Raw genomic sequence first — 14,148 nt, forward strand, 5'->3', positions numbered from 1 at the left:
AACAAAAAAGAAATTAAACAAAGTTTATGGAATTAAAAAGAGTAGTTGTAACAGGTTTTGGAGCAATAACACCAATCGGAAATAATGCAAAAGAATACTGGGAAAATCTTGTAAAAGGTGAGAGCGGAGCCGCTCCGATTACTCTTTTTGATGCCACAAACTTTAAAACCAAGTTCGCTTGTGAGGTAAAAAATTTCGATCCGTTACAGCATTTCGATAAGAAAGAAGCTAAAAAAATGGACCGAAATACTCAATTGGGACTTGTTGCTGCTAGAGAAGCTGTAGAACATTCTGGTATTATTGAAAATAATGTAGATAAAAACAGAGTGGGTGTAATTTGGGGCTCCGGAATCGGAGGTCTGGAAACATTTGAAACGGAAGTTTTAGGATGGGCCAATACGGACATTCCTAGATTCAATCCTTTCTTTATTCCTAAAATGATTGCAGATATGACACCTGGTCAAATCTCAATTGAATATGGTTTCCATGGACCGAATTATACAACAGTATCTGCATGTGCCTCTTCAGCTAATGCTTTAATTGATTCCAAGATGCTTATCCAATTGGGAAAAGCAGACGTTATTGTGTGCGGAGGCTCTGAAGCAGCCGTAACAGCAAGTGGTGTCGGTGGATTTAATGCAATGATGGCACTTTCTACGAGGAACGATGATCCTACAACAGCTTCGAGACCTTTCGACAAAGACAGAGATGGATTTGTATTGGGCGAAGGTGCTGGATGTATTGTTCTTGAAGAATACGAGCACGCTGTAAAACGTGGTGCAACAATTTATGCAGAATTATTAGGAGGTGGTATGAGTGCAGATGCATATCATATGACCGCTCCACATCCTGAAGGCCTTGGTGCTTATCTGGTAATGAAAAACTGTTTGGAAGATGCAGGCTTAACTGCTGATGAAATAGATCATATCAATATGCATGGTACTTCTACTCCATTAGGAGACATCGCAGAATCCAACGCAATTTCGAAATTATTGGGCGAGCATGCTTTTGACATTCAGATCAATTCTACAAAATCAATGACAGGTCACCTTTTAGGAGCTGCCGGTGTTATTGAAGCTATTGCTGCATTAGGAACTATTATTCATGGTATTGTTCCTCCTACCATCAACCATTTTACTGATGATGAAAAGATAGACAGCAGACTAAACTTTACGTTTAATACAGCTGTGAAGAAAGATGTAAAAGTAGCCATGAGCAATACTTTTGGATTTGGTGGGCATAACGCTTGCGTTCTATTTAAGAAAATCTAAATTCAATGAATGGAGTTACAGAAATACTTTTCTAAATTCCTTCTCAAAAAAAGAAAAAGACAATTAACGGAAAGAGATTATTTTCTCAGTACCGAGCTTCACAGAGTTTTGGGTACAGAGGTACAAAATATTGCTCTTTACCGCGAGGCTTTTTCTTTGAAAAATTCTTCTAAAAATCAAGACAGCAATTACGAAAGGCTTGAATTTTTGGGAGATTCTGTTTTGGGTACAATTATTTCTTGTCATTTGTTCCAGACCTATCCTCAGGCTAATGAAGGATATCTGACACAAATGAAATCTAAGATTGTTAATAGGAAAAATCTTAATAAATTAGGAGAAGACCTTAAGCTTACAGATCTTCTGCAAAAGCAGAATAATTCTTCAGCTCTAGGTGAAAATATCTCCGGAAATTTATTTGAAGCCTTAATAGGTGCGGTTTATTTGGATTTCCATTATGATGCTTGTAAAAAAATCATTCTGGAAAAACTTTTGACACCTTCCGAGATTAACAAACTGGAGAATAAAATTGTCAGCTATAAAGGTCTCCTTCTCGAATGGAGCCAGAAGAAGAAGGTAAATATAAAGTACGAAACCTGCGAGGAAATACAGGCCAATAAGGCCATCATGTTCCGTTGTCATGTATGGCTTGGAGATGAAAAGATTGCCAATGCTACAGAAACCTCCAAGAAAAAGGCTGAAGAAAAAGCAGCACAGAGGGCTTTTTATATTTTAAATAAAAAAGAAAATATACTTGGAAATTCAAAAACTTTATGATCTTGATGATATAGAATTTGAAGATATTGCCATAGGATTGGTAAGATTAGCCAAAGATATACCCGCTCATGAGTTTTTCTACAAAATAAACCAACTTAATAATCTCAGTTTCTCAAGAAAAAAAGACATGGTCTTTCACGGAGATTATTATGATTATTTTTTTCCAAGGTTTGAGGCCTATCACAAGTTTTCCAAGACCTGTTTCACCTTTATTTCCAATAAATCTTCCGAAAGTAAACAAAAAAAAGTTCAAACCGAGCTCTTTACAGAAGAAGAAAACATTAAATTTTTATTAAATAATCAGGTAGATGTAGAATATATTCTGCATAGTTCGGAACAGTTTCCTGATTTTTCCGTAATTTTGCTCCCTGAAAATCTTGTGTTTCCAATTCAAGATTATACATTGAGTTCTGAAGAGGAACTTTATCAAATTATCCAGTATTATGAATAAGTATTTAAAGAAGACAAAAATTATTGCTACACTAGGGCCTGCTTCATCATCGAAGGAGGTAATGTTAGATCTGATGAAGGCAGGTGTTGATATTTTCAGAATAAATTTTTCCCATGCAGATTACGACTTAGTTCGAAAGAATATTGAAATAATTAGAGAACTAAACAACGAGTACGGCTATTCAGTGGGTATTTTAGGTGACCTTCAAGGGCCTAAACTGAGAGTAGGTGTTGTAAAAGAAGGTTCTTACCTTAATCCTGGTGACATTCTTACCTTCACCAATGAAAAGATTGAGGGAGATTCTACTAAGGTATACATGACTTACCAACAGTTTCCACAAGACGTAAAAGTTGGGGAAAGAATCCTTATCGATGATGGTAAGCTGGTATTGGAGGTTACTGAAACCAACGAAGTCGATACTGTAAAAGCTAAAACAATCCAAGGGGGACCTTTAAGCTCTAAGAAAGGAGTTAACCTTCCTAATACACAGGTATCTCTTCCTGCATTAACGGAAAAAGATATTCAGGATGCTAATTTCATGATGGACATGGAAGTAGACTGGATCGCTCTTTCTTTCGTACGTCATGCACAAGACATCATTGACCTGAAAGAATTAATTGCAAAACATCCAAACGGTAAATTCAAAACTCCGATTATCGCGAAGATTGAAAAACCTGAAGGGGTTAAAAATATTGAAGAAATCTTATTGGAGTGTGACGGACTAATGGTTGCCCGTGGTGACCTAGGAGTTGAAGTTCCAATGGAAGAAGTTCCTGCTATTCAGAAAAATCTGGTAGAGAAAGCAAGATTCTATTCTAAGCCGGTAATTATCGCAACTCAGATGATGGAAACGATGATTAACAGTTTAACGCCAACCAGAGCAGAAGTAAATGACGTGGCTAACTCTGTATTGGACGGTGCTGATGCGGTAATGCTTTCAGGAGAAACTTCTGTAGGTAGATATCCGGTACAGGTGGTAGAAAACATGGCTAAAATTGTGAAAAACATTGAAACCACTCACTTTTACCAACACAAGAACGAACCTATTGAAAAAGACTATAACTGTATTGATGAGAGATTTATTACCAACAGGGTATGTCTGGCAGCAGTAAGAATTGCAAAAACAACAAATGTTTCTGCGATTGTAACGTTGACTCACTCGGGGTATACAGCCTTCCAGCTTGCAGCTCACAGGCCAAACTCTCAGATTATTGTATACAGTGGAAACAAAAGAGTAATTACTATGCTGAATCTTCTTTGGGGTGTTCACGCTTACTATTACGATATGAAGAAGTCTACTGATGAGACCATTATTCAGGTAAATATGTTAACGCATAACTACGGTTATATCGAAACAGGTGATTTCGTTATCAATATCAATGCGACACCGTCCTATGAAGGAGGTAAAACCAATACTTTGAGATTAACGACAGTATAAGCAATAAGCAATAAGCAATAAGCAATAAGCAATAAGCAATAAGCAAAATTACTTTTTGTCTAAACATTAAAAAACTCCTGAAAAATTAATTTTCAGGAGTTTTTATTTTTATAATGTAAAGTGAAAAACCTCTGAGATTTCTCGAATGAAATTTATATGGTTTTTAGTTACCTACGATCGTCTTTGCGGTCACAAACTCTTTTAAAGCGTGTAAAGAAAGCTCTGTTCCATATCCGGAAGCCTTGGAGCCACCAAATGGAAAACGAGGGTCAGAACTGGTCATTCTGTTGATATTTACCGTTCCTGATTCAAGGTTTTCAATAAAGAATAGCTGACGGTCTTTATCTTGAGTCCATACAGAGTTTGAAAGTCCAAAAGGAATATCATTAGCAATTTGTAATGCTTCTTCAGCACTTTTAGCGATCATTACCATTCCAAGAGGACCGAAAAGCTCTTCTTTTAGGATTGGATTACCTTCTTTAACTCTTATTAAACCGGGTTTGAATTCATTATCTGAAACTCTTTCTAAAGGAAGAATGATTTCGGCTCCATTCTCTAACGCTCTGTTGAATTGAGCTTCCAACTCATCAGCTAAGTCTGGTCTTGCCATTCCTGCCAATTTCGTTTCTTTATTAAAGGGATCCCCAATTTCGTATTTTTTATATTCTTCAATGAAGAGGGGTAAAAATTGATCTTCTATCTTTTCATCAAGGATAAATCTTTTAGCTGCCGTACAGGTCTGTCCACAATTTTGAAGTCTTGATTTTGCTCCTGCTTTTGCTGCTGCTTCAAGATCTCCATCCTCAAAAATGATAAATGCATCACTTCCTCCCAGCTCAAGTAAAGATTTTTTGATATTTAATCCAGCGATAGAGGCTACTTCTCCTCCTGCTTTTCCACTTCCTGTAAGGCTTACTCCTTTTACAGCATCATGCTCTAAGATTTCTTTTACCGCTTTATGTCCCACTTCAAGATTCTGGAACACTCCTTCCGGAAAACCTGCTTCCAAAAGAACTTCTTCAATGGCATTTCCACTTCCGAAACAGATTGAAGCATGTTTTAAAACCACTGTATTTCCTGCCAATATTGCAGGAACAGCAAACCTCAACACTTGCCAGAAAGGAAAATTCCAAGGCATTACTCCCAAGATTACTCCTTTTGGAGCGTAATGAATTTCGGAATAGGCAAATTCGGATTCTATTTTTTCAGGTTTTAAGATATTTTCAGCATCAGCATAATAATTCATCATTAAAGCACACTTCTCCACCTCAGCAATTGATTCCGAAATGGGCTTATTCATCTCAGTAGTAATGATCCTTCCAAATTTTTCTGAATTATTTTTTAATATTTCTGCTGCTTTTGCGATTAACTTCTGCTTTTCTTCAAACGGCATTTTTCGCCACACTGAAAACACTTCGTCTGCTTTAATAAGCTTGCTTTCAATTAATTGTTCCATAATATAATTTCTGTTTTAAATTCAGCTAATGAATTTATGAGCGCTTTTATTGTAAAAGCACGATAAAGTCAGCAAATTCTATTCCTTAAGGGTCAATAAAAGAATGATTTTCTCTATCGGAAGAATATAGCTTTATCTTAAATCATTAGCCATTCATTCACCAGACAAGCTGCAAGCCTTGCCGTTCTGTCTTGAATATCGAACGACGGGTTAACTTCTGCCACGTCTAGTGCAACCAGTTTTTTATTTTTTAAGATATGTCTGTAAAAATGCATAAAGGTTGCGTCTGCAAAGATACCATTATATGCTGAAGCTGAAACCCCCGGAGCGATAGATGCATTAAAAACATCCATACAAATGGTAAGATAAGCAAAATCCACATTCTCCAACAGGTCATCAATACGCTGATAGACAGATGGAAGGTTTTCAAAGAATAATTCATCCGAAAGGATGTATTTCATTCCATATTGATGGGCAGTATCAAACAGCTTTAAAGTGTTGGAATTTCTCTGGATTCCGATGTGAAGGGAATTGATAGGCCCATCCTGAGCAATTTGCCAGAATCCTGTTCCTGAACTTGCCCCTACTTCTTTTTCCGGCTGCCTGTTATCAAAGTGGGCATCTATATTGATAATTCCTATTTTTTGCTCCGGAAAGGCTGTTTTAATGCCTAAATAATGAGCATAGGTTACTTCATGTCCGCCACCTAAAACAAGGGATTTACCACCTTTTAAAAGGACTTTTGAGACATTCTTGGCAAGATTATTCTGAGTGTTCTCCAGATTACCGTCTTCACAGGTAACGTTTCCAAAATCCAACATCGAGAAATCAGGAAGAATCACAGGAAAATTAGACATATTTTTCCGGATCACGTTGGGAGCATCCTTAGCACCCTGACGGCCTTTATTCCTCCTGACTCCTTCATCCACGGCAAAACCATGCAAAACGAAATCATTCGTTAAAATATTGTCATAATTCTGTTCTTCTTTTACTCTCTGAAATAGCCTGTGGAAAAGAAGCTCTTCTCCATCTAATCTACCCTGCCAAATATTTTGAAACATAATCCTTTAAAATTCAATTTTAGTCACATCATTCTATCCAGTAAAGCTAACTAATATTGTTTAGAAAAAAAAACGCCTTTTACACATTATACAAAGAATTTCCTGTAAGATAAATAGCTTTGTTTTTAGTCTTTATTTTCATTGGCATTGCTGCTGATAAACATTTCATTTCGTTCTTCTGAAATAATTTCTAAAAATCGTTCATAATGTTTCAGGACATCGGAAATCAATTCATTTTTTGTAAAATACTGTACATCATATCCCTCTCTTCCATCTCCAAAATAGGATCTTGGATAGTGTGTTTTGTTATTATCCAGATCCGGAAGGTTTTCTTCATTCATCATATGTTCAGAAACTGTTTTTATTTTATTTTCCACTCCGTAAACAAAATTATTAACAACTCCCTGATGGATTTCTATTTCTATTCTGACAGGATTTTCATGATGGTTGATGTTGGCTTCAATTCCGTTAGCAGCAAATTCCTGCTGAAGATCGGTGAAAGCTTCTTTTGCTTTGACCTTAATAAAGCCGTCTACAGAAGCATTATCTTTAAAAGAAACAATATTTTTTAAACGTTCTTTCCAGAATTCACCGGACCATGGCACTGTGGATACTGAAAAGTTTCTGTCATAATATTTCTGGTCAATTACCAATCCTTTCATCAAGCTTACAATGAATAAAATGACCACAATAGAAAATGGCAGGGCTGTAATTAAGGTCATACTTTGAAGCGCTTTCAACCCTCCAACATTTAATAATAGAAGAGAAAGAACCGCCAATAATACTCCCCAGAATACAATTTGCCATTTGGGAGATTTGCTGGCATTTTTAGTCGCAATACTGTTCATTACAAATATTCCTGAATCTGCTGATGTTACAAAAAAGATAAGGATGATGAGAATGACGAAGAATCCTGTAAATTCTGATAAGGGCAGATACTCCAGGAAACGGAACATTAATGCGTCCGGATCTGATGCAAACTGGCTTAACTGCCCGTTGGCAATATTTAAATCAAACCAAATGGCACTGTTTCCAAATACGGACATCCAGATAAAGTTGAATAATGTTGGAAGTATTAGAACAGCCAGAATAAACTCTTTTATAGTTCTTCCTTTTGAAATTCTCGCAATAAACAATCCTACATAAGGAGACCATGAAATCCACCATGCCCAATACAGAATTGTCCAGTCATAAAACCATGGCAATGCATTTTTCTCATAGACATGGGTATTGAAAGTAAGGTTGAAAAAGTTATTGATATAATTTCCCAGTCCTTCTGTAAAACTTCCAATCAGATATACAGTTGGGCCCATTATTAATACAAAAAGTAAAAGAGCAATCACACTAATAACATTGATGTTACTCAATATTTTCACCCCCTTCCCTACTCCGGAAATGGCAGATATAACAGAAAGAGAAACAAGAGTAACGACAATAATAATCTGATAGGTAAAGCTATTCTCAGGGGTAATATGAAGAATGTTCAGACCAGAACTGATCTGTACCACTCCAAACCCTAAGGTTGTTGTAATGCCGAAGAAAGTACAGCATAAGGCAAAAACATCAATCGCATTTCCCCACTTTCCATTTATTCTATTTTTTAATAAAGGATAAAAGCAGCTTCTTAATGAAAGCGGCAACCTGTAACGGTAAGCAAAATAAGATAAAGACAGCCCTACTACTCCATAAATGGCCCAAGCATGAATTCCCCAGTGGAAAAAGGTATAAAGCTGTGCCTGCTTAGCCCGGCTTACATAATGATTATCTGCAAAAACTTCTGAAGAATAATGCTGCATGGGTTCTGCAACACTGAAATAGATCAATCCAATTCCCATTCCCGCTGCAAAGAGCATAGAAATCCAGGAGAAAAAGGAGTATTCCGGTTTACTGTCATTAGCTCCCAGCTTTATGTTGGCATATTTACTGAATAGCAAGTATACCAGAAAAATAACAAATAAAGTTACAGACCATACATAGACCCAATTTAAATTGATAAATATGAATTGTTTAATTTCATTCAGGATGTTTTCAGTCGGTTTTGGATACACTGCTGATAGAAAACAGGTGCCTATAATAAATATCAAACTCGGAATAGTGACCCCTTTGTTAAAAGTAGATCTAACATTTTGAAAATTCATGTTTTATATTTTCGTTTATAGTATTGACAAGTCTTCCTGGTACGGGATATAGCTGTAAAAAAAGTACTGAGAAAAAAGAAAATATCCAGGTTTTCCGGAATCTCCGGTGCACTTAAGAACTATAGAAAATGCGTTATTGATCTAAAAATCAACGCTAATTGCTTCGCAATATAAGAAAACTTATAGAGAATATGAAAAATATGGGAGACTTTATGATTTTACTCCTCTCCTATTCATGTTCATTTATCAAAAATATTTTGCTTCAAAAAACGGTAAAGTTTCCCATAGATTTCACTACTTACACAGATGATTGAAAACATTCAATATTATGCTTTTACAACACAGGAATTAATTTCCTTATGGATCTTTTTATCCGCAAAAAAATGTGGAAAAGAAACTCTTCCACACTTTTATTTTAAACAGCGTTATTATAATATTTAAAATACTGCCAGTATTTATCTTTAAAAATACTGAATGAGATTTTATATTCAGAATTACTGTCTTTTATGGTTTTAAAAACTTTAGAGATCTCTCTGAAGTCTTTACCTGCAAAATAACTTTCTTTACTATTATCTGCAGTTTCCCTGCCTATATACAAATATCCTTTTTCTTTTAAATCTTCTATGGCTTTATCTTCAATATCACCTAGTTTTTCAAAATCTTCTTTTTCAGGAAGCCCGTCATTATTCTCTCCGTTATAATGAAATTTCAGTACTGAGACCCATGGATAAGAAGCTTTTGCATCATAATTCAGTAAAGGAAGATTCATGCAGGCAATAAGAGGTTTTTCATTGTTTAAAGAAGCTCTGAGAATAGAAAACTTATCTTCAACCTCTTCTCTTATTACACTTTTATATTTTTCTGTAAATTCTCTTTCTCTCCATGAAAGGAAATCTTTCAGCTTTTCAATGGGAACAAGTTCTTTTTTGGCTTGGTCTCTTCCAACTACAGTAAACGTATCAATCTGCGTGGCAAAATTTAATTCTCCTAAAAAATTATCTAAAAAGATACAGATGCCTGTGGTTATTGCATCTTTATTTTCAGCATTTCCATCGTACACAAAAACCAAATCAATCTCATCAGGATACTCTTCCTGTTCATTGGAATAGAAAAAAATGTTATCCTTTGTAAATGGATAATCACCCATTGTGACGTGTACATTCTTAATATCCATTGCAGGTTTTAATGCCGTAAATTTCCAGTGATCGAGTTTAGGAGCTACTTCAATAAGTTCTTCAATAAAAACAATATTTTTGATTTCTCCATCGGCAGTAAGAATCAATTCTGCCGTGGAATCATCGCTCATTCCGGTCAGAAAATAATATCCTTCATTAATCTGGCTGAGCTTAGGAGCTATACTATCAAAAAAATCTTTTTCAATAGCTTCCTGGTCACCCTTTTCAACAATCTTATAGAAATCTTTTTCCTTTGTTAAAAACCACTCCCAAAAACTTTTATAATCCAGTTTTTCTTCCATTGTGATTAAGTCTTATTTTTTAATCTATCTTCTTTCCATCAATATAAACGTGTTCAGCCTGTAAACTTCCCTGATTGTAAAGAACGTCCTGAAAATTATTGGTTTTATACGTCACAAAATCTGCTTTTTTACCTATCTCAAGCTTTCCTCTATCTTCAAGATTAAGAGCATAAGCAGCACGGTAAGTCATTCCAGCTAGTACCTCAGCTGTTGTCAATTTCTGGAAGGTAGCTAAAATTGAAGCCTGGGTAATTAAATTCCCCATAGGTGCCGATCCCGGATTCCAGTCACTTGCAATGGCTACAATGGCTCCTGCATCTAATAGTTTTCTTGCCGGAGTAAATTTTTCGCCTAATCCTAAACTTGCTCCCGGAAGTGCTGTAGCAACAGTATCAGATTGAGCAAGGAAGTCTATATCTTCATCAATGGTTGCTTCCAAGTGGTCTGCTGATTGAGCCCCCACTTCTACAGCAATTCTTGAACTTCCTGGCGTAAACTGGTCTGCATGAACAGTTATTTCAAAACCTAAATCTTTAGTTTTAAGTAAAAATTCTTTACTTTCTTCTGGCTGGAAAGCTGATTTCTCAATAAAGATATCCACACGCTTTGCCAGGTTCTCTTCTTTTACTTTGGGAAGAATTTCGGTAAGGATATAGTTTAGATATTCCTGATTACTGCCTTCAAAATCTCTTGGTTTTAAGTGAGCAGAAAGACACGTAGGAACTAAAGTAGCTTTTGTTGATTCCTGAGCCTTTTTGATGATACGAAGCATCTTCAATTCGCTTTCCACATCTAATCCATACCCACTTTTTACTTCAATGGTTGTAATTCCCAGATCAACTAGAAACTTAATTCTTTCCAGCAATGTTTTCAATAATTCTTCCTTCGAAGCATTTCTTGTATGCTGTACGGAACTCCAGATTCCACCACCACTTTCAGCAATCTCCAGATAAGTTTTTCCTGCATTACGCATCGCAAAATCATTGGCACGGTTTCCTCCAAAGCAAATGTGGGTATGTGAATCTACAAAAGCAGGAAGAACCACCTGTACTCCTTCAATGGTTTCTATTTTTATTGTTGAGTTTTCATTTTTTAAAGTTTCAAAATCACCAATTCTCTTAATGGTATCATTTTCAACAATTATTCCTCCATCTACAATAATTTCTAATTGTTCATCAGTAAGTTTTCCTCTTAATGGAAGATTGGCAAGTGTTACAACCTGCTTAAATGGGCCTATTAATTTCATTTATTTAGGTTAAAGGTTAGAAAGTGAATAATCTCTATCTGCAATTTAAATACAACCAACTGTATGTTCAAAATGAAATCAATCAACTTTTAATTTTCCTCTCAAAAATACTTAAAATATCTCAATTTAGCTCTTAGTCTCACTCTAAACCTCAGCCTTTATCTTAATCTCAGTTTCAAATTCACCTTTTCTCAATCTTCATTTAAATCTTAGCCTAAATTTGCTATCTTTGAAGTAAATGAAATGAATTAATGCCAGATTTTTTACATCCAGATAAGGAAAACTACTCTCGGGAGGAGTTGATGCAGGAAGAACAAATTCGTCCCCAAAGCTTTAAAGATTTTGCGGGACAAAGAAAGACGCTGGAAAATCTTGAGGTTTTTGTTACTGCTGCCAAAAGACGTGGTGGTGCGCTAGATCATGTTCTGTTGCATGGTCCTCCAGGTTTGGGGAAAACAACTTTAGCCAATATTATTGCCAATGAACTTGGGGTAAACTGCAAGATTACTTCCGGTCCTGTATTGGATAAGCCTGGAAGTTTAGCCGGTTTATTAACCAATCTTGAGGAAAATGACGTTCTTTTCATTGATGAGATTCACCGTCTTTCTCCGGTTGTGGAAGAATATCTGTATTCAGCAATGGAGGATTACAAGATTGATATTATGCTGGAAACAGGTCCTAACGCAAGAAGTGTACAAATTGGGCTGAATCCTTTTACGCTAGTGGGGGCAACCACTAGAAGCGGAATGCTGACCAAGCCGATGCTTGCAAGATTCGGTATTCAAAGCAGACTGGAATACTACTCTATTGAACTTTTGTCTGTAATTATTCAGAGAAGTGCAAGAGTTTTAGGCGTAGTGATTTATGAAGATGCTGCCATTGAAATCGCTAGAAGAAGCCGTGGAACCCCAAGAATTGCCAACGCATTACTGAGAAGAGTGCGTGACTTTGCCGAAATTAAAGGGAATGGTGAAATTGAGATCAATATTACAAAATATGCTTTAAACTCTCTCAATGTGGATGAGTTTGGATTGGATGAAATGGATAATAAGATCATGCGTGTCATGATTGAAAACTTTAAGGGAAAACCTGTAGGAATTTCTGCTTTGGCAACATCCATCGGAGAAAATCCGGAAACGCTGGAAGAGGTGTATGAACCGTTTTTGATTCAGGAAGGGTTTATCATCAGGACTCCGAGAGGTAGAGAGGTTACTGATAAAGCTTATCAGCATTTAAGTATTTCAAGACCAAGAAATCCGGGAGAGCTTTTTTAGTATAAAGTTCTGGATGGCTGGTTTAAAGTTTTGCGTTTAAATTTATAAAGAAGAGTTGCTAATTTATGTTTGTTCCTAAATTGTACAGAAGTGAAGATATGGATGTAATGAGAGAAATCATCAAGGAAAATTCCTTTGCATTACTCATTTCTTCTGTTGATAAGATCCGTGCTACGCATTCCATGATGATGTTGAATGAAAGTGATCCGGAAAATCCTTATATTGAAACTCATATTTCCAGAGCTAATCCACAGGCAAAAACCCTGAAAAATGGGGATGAAGTATTGTGTGACTTTTTAGGTGCTCATACTTATATCTCCAGCAGCTGGTATGACCACGTTAATGTTTCTACATGGAACTATGAAGCAGTACAGATCTATGGAAAAGTGGAGTTGATGAACCATAATGAACTGTATAACCATCTGGATACATTAACCTCAAAATATGAAAATTTTCAGCAATGTCCTATGATGGTAAAAGATATGGGACAGGAATTTGTGGAAAAGGAAATGAAGGGGGCTTTTGGGATTAAAGTGATTCCAACGGAAATATTTATCAAACAAAAGCTGTCTCAGAACAGGAAGGAAAATGATTTTAACAATATCATTTCTCATCTGGAACAATCGGATGAAGATGCCCGAAAAATTGCTGAGAAGATGAAATTAATAAAGAAATAAATCAAAATATATATGAAGTTATATCCAATACAATGTGGAAAATTTAAACTGGACGGCGGTGCTATGTTTGGTGTCGTCCCAAAGAGTTTGTGGGAAAAAACCAATCCGGCAGACGAAAAAAACTTAATTGAACTGGGAACCCGTTCCCTGCTTATAGAGGATGGAAAAAAATTAATCCTTGTAGACTGTGGTTTGGGCAATAAACAAGATGATAAATTCTTCGGGCATTATTCGCTTTGGGGAGATGATACTTTAGATAAAAATTTAAAAAAATATGGTTTTGTAAAGGAAGATATCACAGATGTATTCCTTACTCACCTTCACTTTGACCACTGTGGCGGCGCTATTGAATGGAATGATGAAAGAACAGGATACAGACCTGCTTTTAAAAATGCTCAGTTCTGGACGAATGAAAACCACTGGCAATGGGCTACAGAGCCTAACGCGAGAGAAAAAGCAAGCTTCCTGAAGGAAAATATTATGCCTATGCAGGAAAGCGGACAGCTAAACTTTTTACCGCTTCCAACTACCGGAAATTATGGTTTTGCACCGGATTTGAAAATGGATGTCATTTTTGTAGACGGACATACGGAAAAGCAAATGCTTCCGGTCATTCAGTATCAGGAAAAAACGGTTGTTTTTGCAGCTGACCTTATTCCTACTGCGGGCCACATCAATCAGGTCTATGTGATGGGATATGATACAAGACCTCTTTTAACACTGGAAGAAAAAGGAAAATTCCTTAAACAGTGTGTGGATAATGAGTATTTATTATTCTTTGAACATGATGCTCACAATGAGCTAGCTAGTCTAAAAATGACTGAAAAAGGAGTAAGGCTTGACGAAACGTTCAGTTTTAATGATGTTTTTGGTTATTAATTTTTA

General features: G+C 36.1%; 12 protein-coding genes. 7 read left to right on the forward strand and 5 right to left on the reverse strand.

The features are described from left to right. The first annotated feature begins 26 nt into the window (after positions 1–26). Genes fabF through pyk form a run of 4 tightly spaced genes read left to right on the forward strand, consistent with a single transcriptional unit; the run spans position 27 to position 3,934 of the window. Positions 27–1,271 carry a beta-ketoacyl-ACP synthase II gene (fabF, locus tag CHSO_RS22890; RefSeq protein ID WP_045501130.1) on the forward strand — a complete coding sequence of 415 codons (1,245 nt, stop codon included), beginning with the start codon at positions 27–29 and terminating at the stop codon, positions 1,269–1,271. Positions 1,272–1,280: 9 nt separating this feature from the next. Beyond that, entirely contained in the window at positions 1,281–2,045 is a 765-nt protein-coding gene (gene rnc / locus CHSO_RS22895) for a ribonuclease III (RefSeq protein WP_045501131.1), read from the forward strand. After that, positions 2,023–2,496, forward strand: coding sequence for an IPExxxVDY family protein (locus CHSO_RS22900; RefSeq protein WP_045501132.1), 474 nt, complete (start codon positions 2,023–2,025; stop codon positions 2,494–2,496). The genes rnc and CHSO_RS22900 overlap by 23 nt, the downstream gene beginning before the upstream one ends. Continuing rightward, complete coding sequence (pyk, locus tag CHSO_RS22905) at positions 2,489–3,934, forward strand: pyruvate kinase (protein WP_045501133.1); 1,446 nt, start codon at positions 2,489–2,491, stop codon at positions 3,932–3,934. Before CHSO_RS22900 ends, pyk begins: the two co-directional genes overlap by 8 nt. A gap of 163 nt (positions 3,935–4,097) precedes the next feature. Here the strand turns inward: pyk and CHSO_RS22910 are convergent, their stop codons facing one another. The 5 genes from CHSO_RS22910 to hutI all read right to left on the reverse strand — a co-directional run bounded on the left by CHSO_RS22910 (position 4,098) and on the right by hutI (position 11,312). Continuing rightward, entirely contained in the window at positions 4,098–5,390 is a 1,293-nt protein-coding gene (locus tag CHSO_RS22910) for an aldehyde dehydrogenase family protein (protein WP_045501134.1), read from the reverse strand. A 137-nt stretch (positions 5,391–5,527) separates the two neighbouring features. Continuing rightward, positions 5,528–6,451 (reverse strand): formimidoylglutamase, encoded by a 924-nt coding sequence (gene hutG, locus CHSO_RS22915; protein ID WP_045501135.1) that lies wholly within the window; start codon positions 6,449–6,451, stop codon positions 5,528–5,530. A gap of 125 nt (positions 6,452–6,576) precedes the next feature. Next, positions 6,577–8,589, reverse strand: coding sequence for a BCCT family transporter (locus CHSO_RS22920; protein ID WP_045501136.1), 2,013 nt, complete (start codon positions 8,587–8,589; stop codon positions 6,577–6,579). A 415-nt stretch (positions 8,590–9,004) separates the two neighbouring features. Beyond that, entirely contained in the window at positions 9,005–10,066 is a 1,062-nt protein-coding gene (locus CHSO_RS22925; RefSeq protein ID WP_045501137.1) for a DUF695 domain-containing protein, read from the reverse strand. Positions 10,067–10,085: 19 nt separating this feature from the next. Further along, on the reverse strand, positions 10,086–11,312 hold the full coding sequence (hutI, locus tag CHSO_RS22930; protein ID WP_045501138.1) for an imidazolonepropionase: 1,227 nt from the start codon (positions 11,310–11,312) through the stop codon (positions 10,086–10,088). Positions 11,313–11,563: 251 nt separating this feature from the next. Here hutI and ruvB point away from each other — a divergent pair, with 251 nt between their 5' ends. From ruvB to CHSO_RS22945, 3 genes are all read left to right on the forward strand, one after another. Then, the gene (gene ruvB / locus CHSO_RS22935) at positions 11,564–12,586 is read left to right on the forward strand and encodes a Holliday junction branch migration DNA helicase RuvB (RefSeq protein WP_045501139.1); all 1,023 of its coding nucleotides are present in this window, start codon (positions 11,564–11,566) and stop codon (positions 12,584–12,586) included. Between the two features lie 65 nt (positions 12,587–12,651). Continuing rightward, positions 12,652–13,263: an FMN-binding negative transcriptional regulator gene (locus CHSO_RS22940; protein ID WP_045501140.1), complete on the forward strand. Its 612-nt coding sequence runs from the start codon at positions 12,652–12,654 to the stop codon at positions 13,261–13,263. A 12-nt stretch (positions 13,264–13,275) separates the two neighbouring features. Next, positions 13,276–14,142: an MBL fold metallo-hydrolase gene (locus tag CHSO_RS22945; protein WP_045501141.1), complete on the forward strand. Its 867-nt coding sequence runs from the start codon at positions 13,276–13,278 to the stop codon at positions 14,140–14,142. Positions 14,143–14,148 lie beyond the last annotated feature (6 nt).

This window comes from Chryseobacterium sp. StRB126 (genome assembly GCF_000829375.1).
In the GTDB taxonomy this organism is placed as follows: Bacteria; Bacteroidota; Bacteroidia; order Flavobacteriales; family Weeksellaceae; genus Chryseobacterium.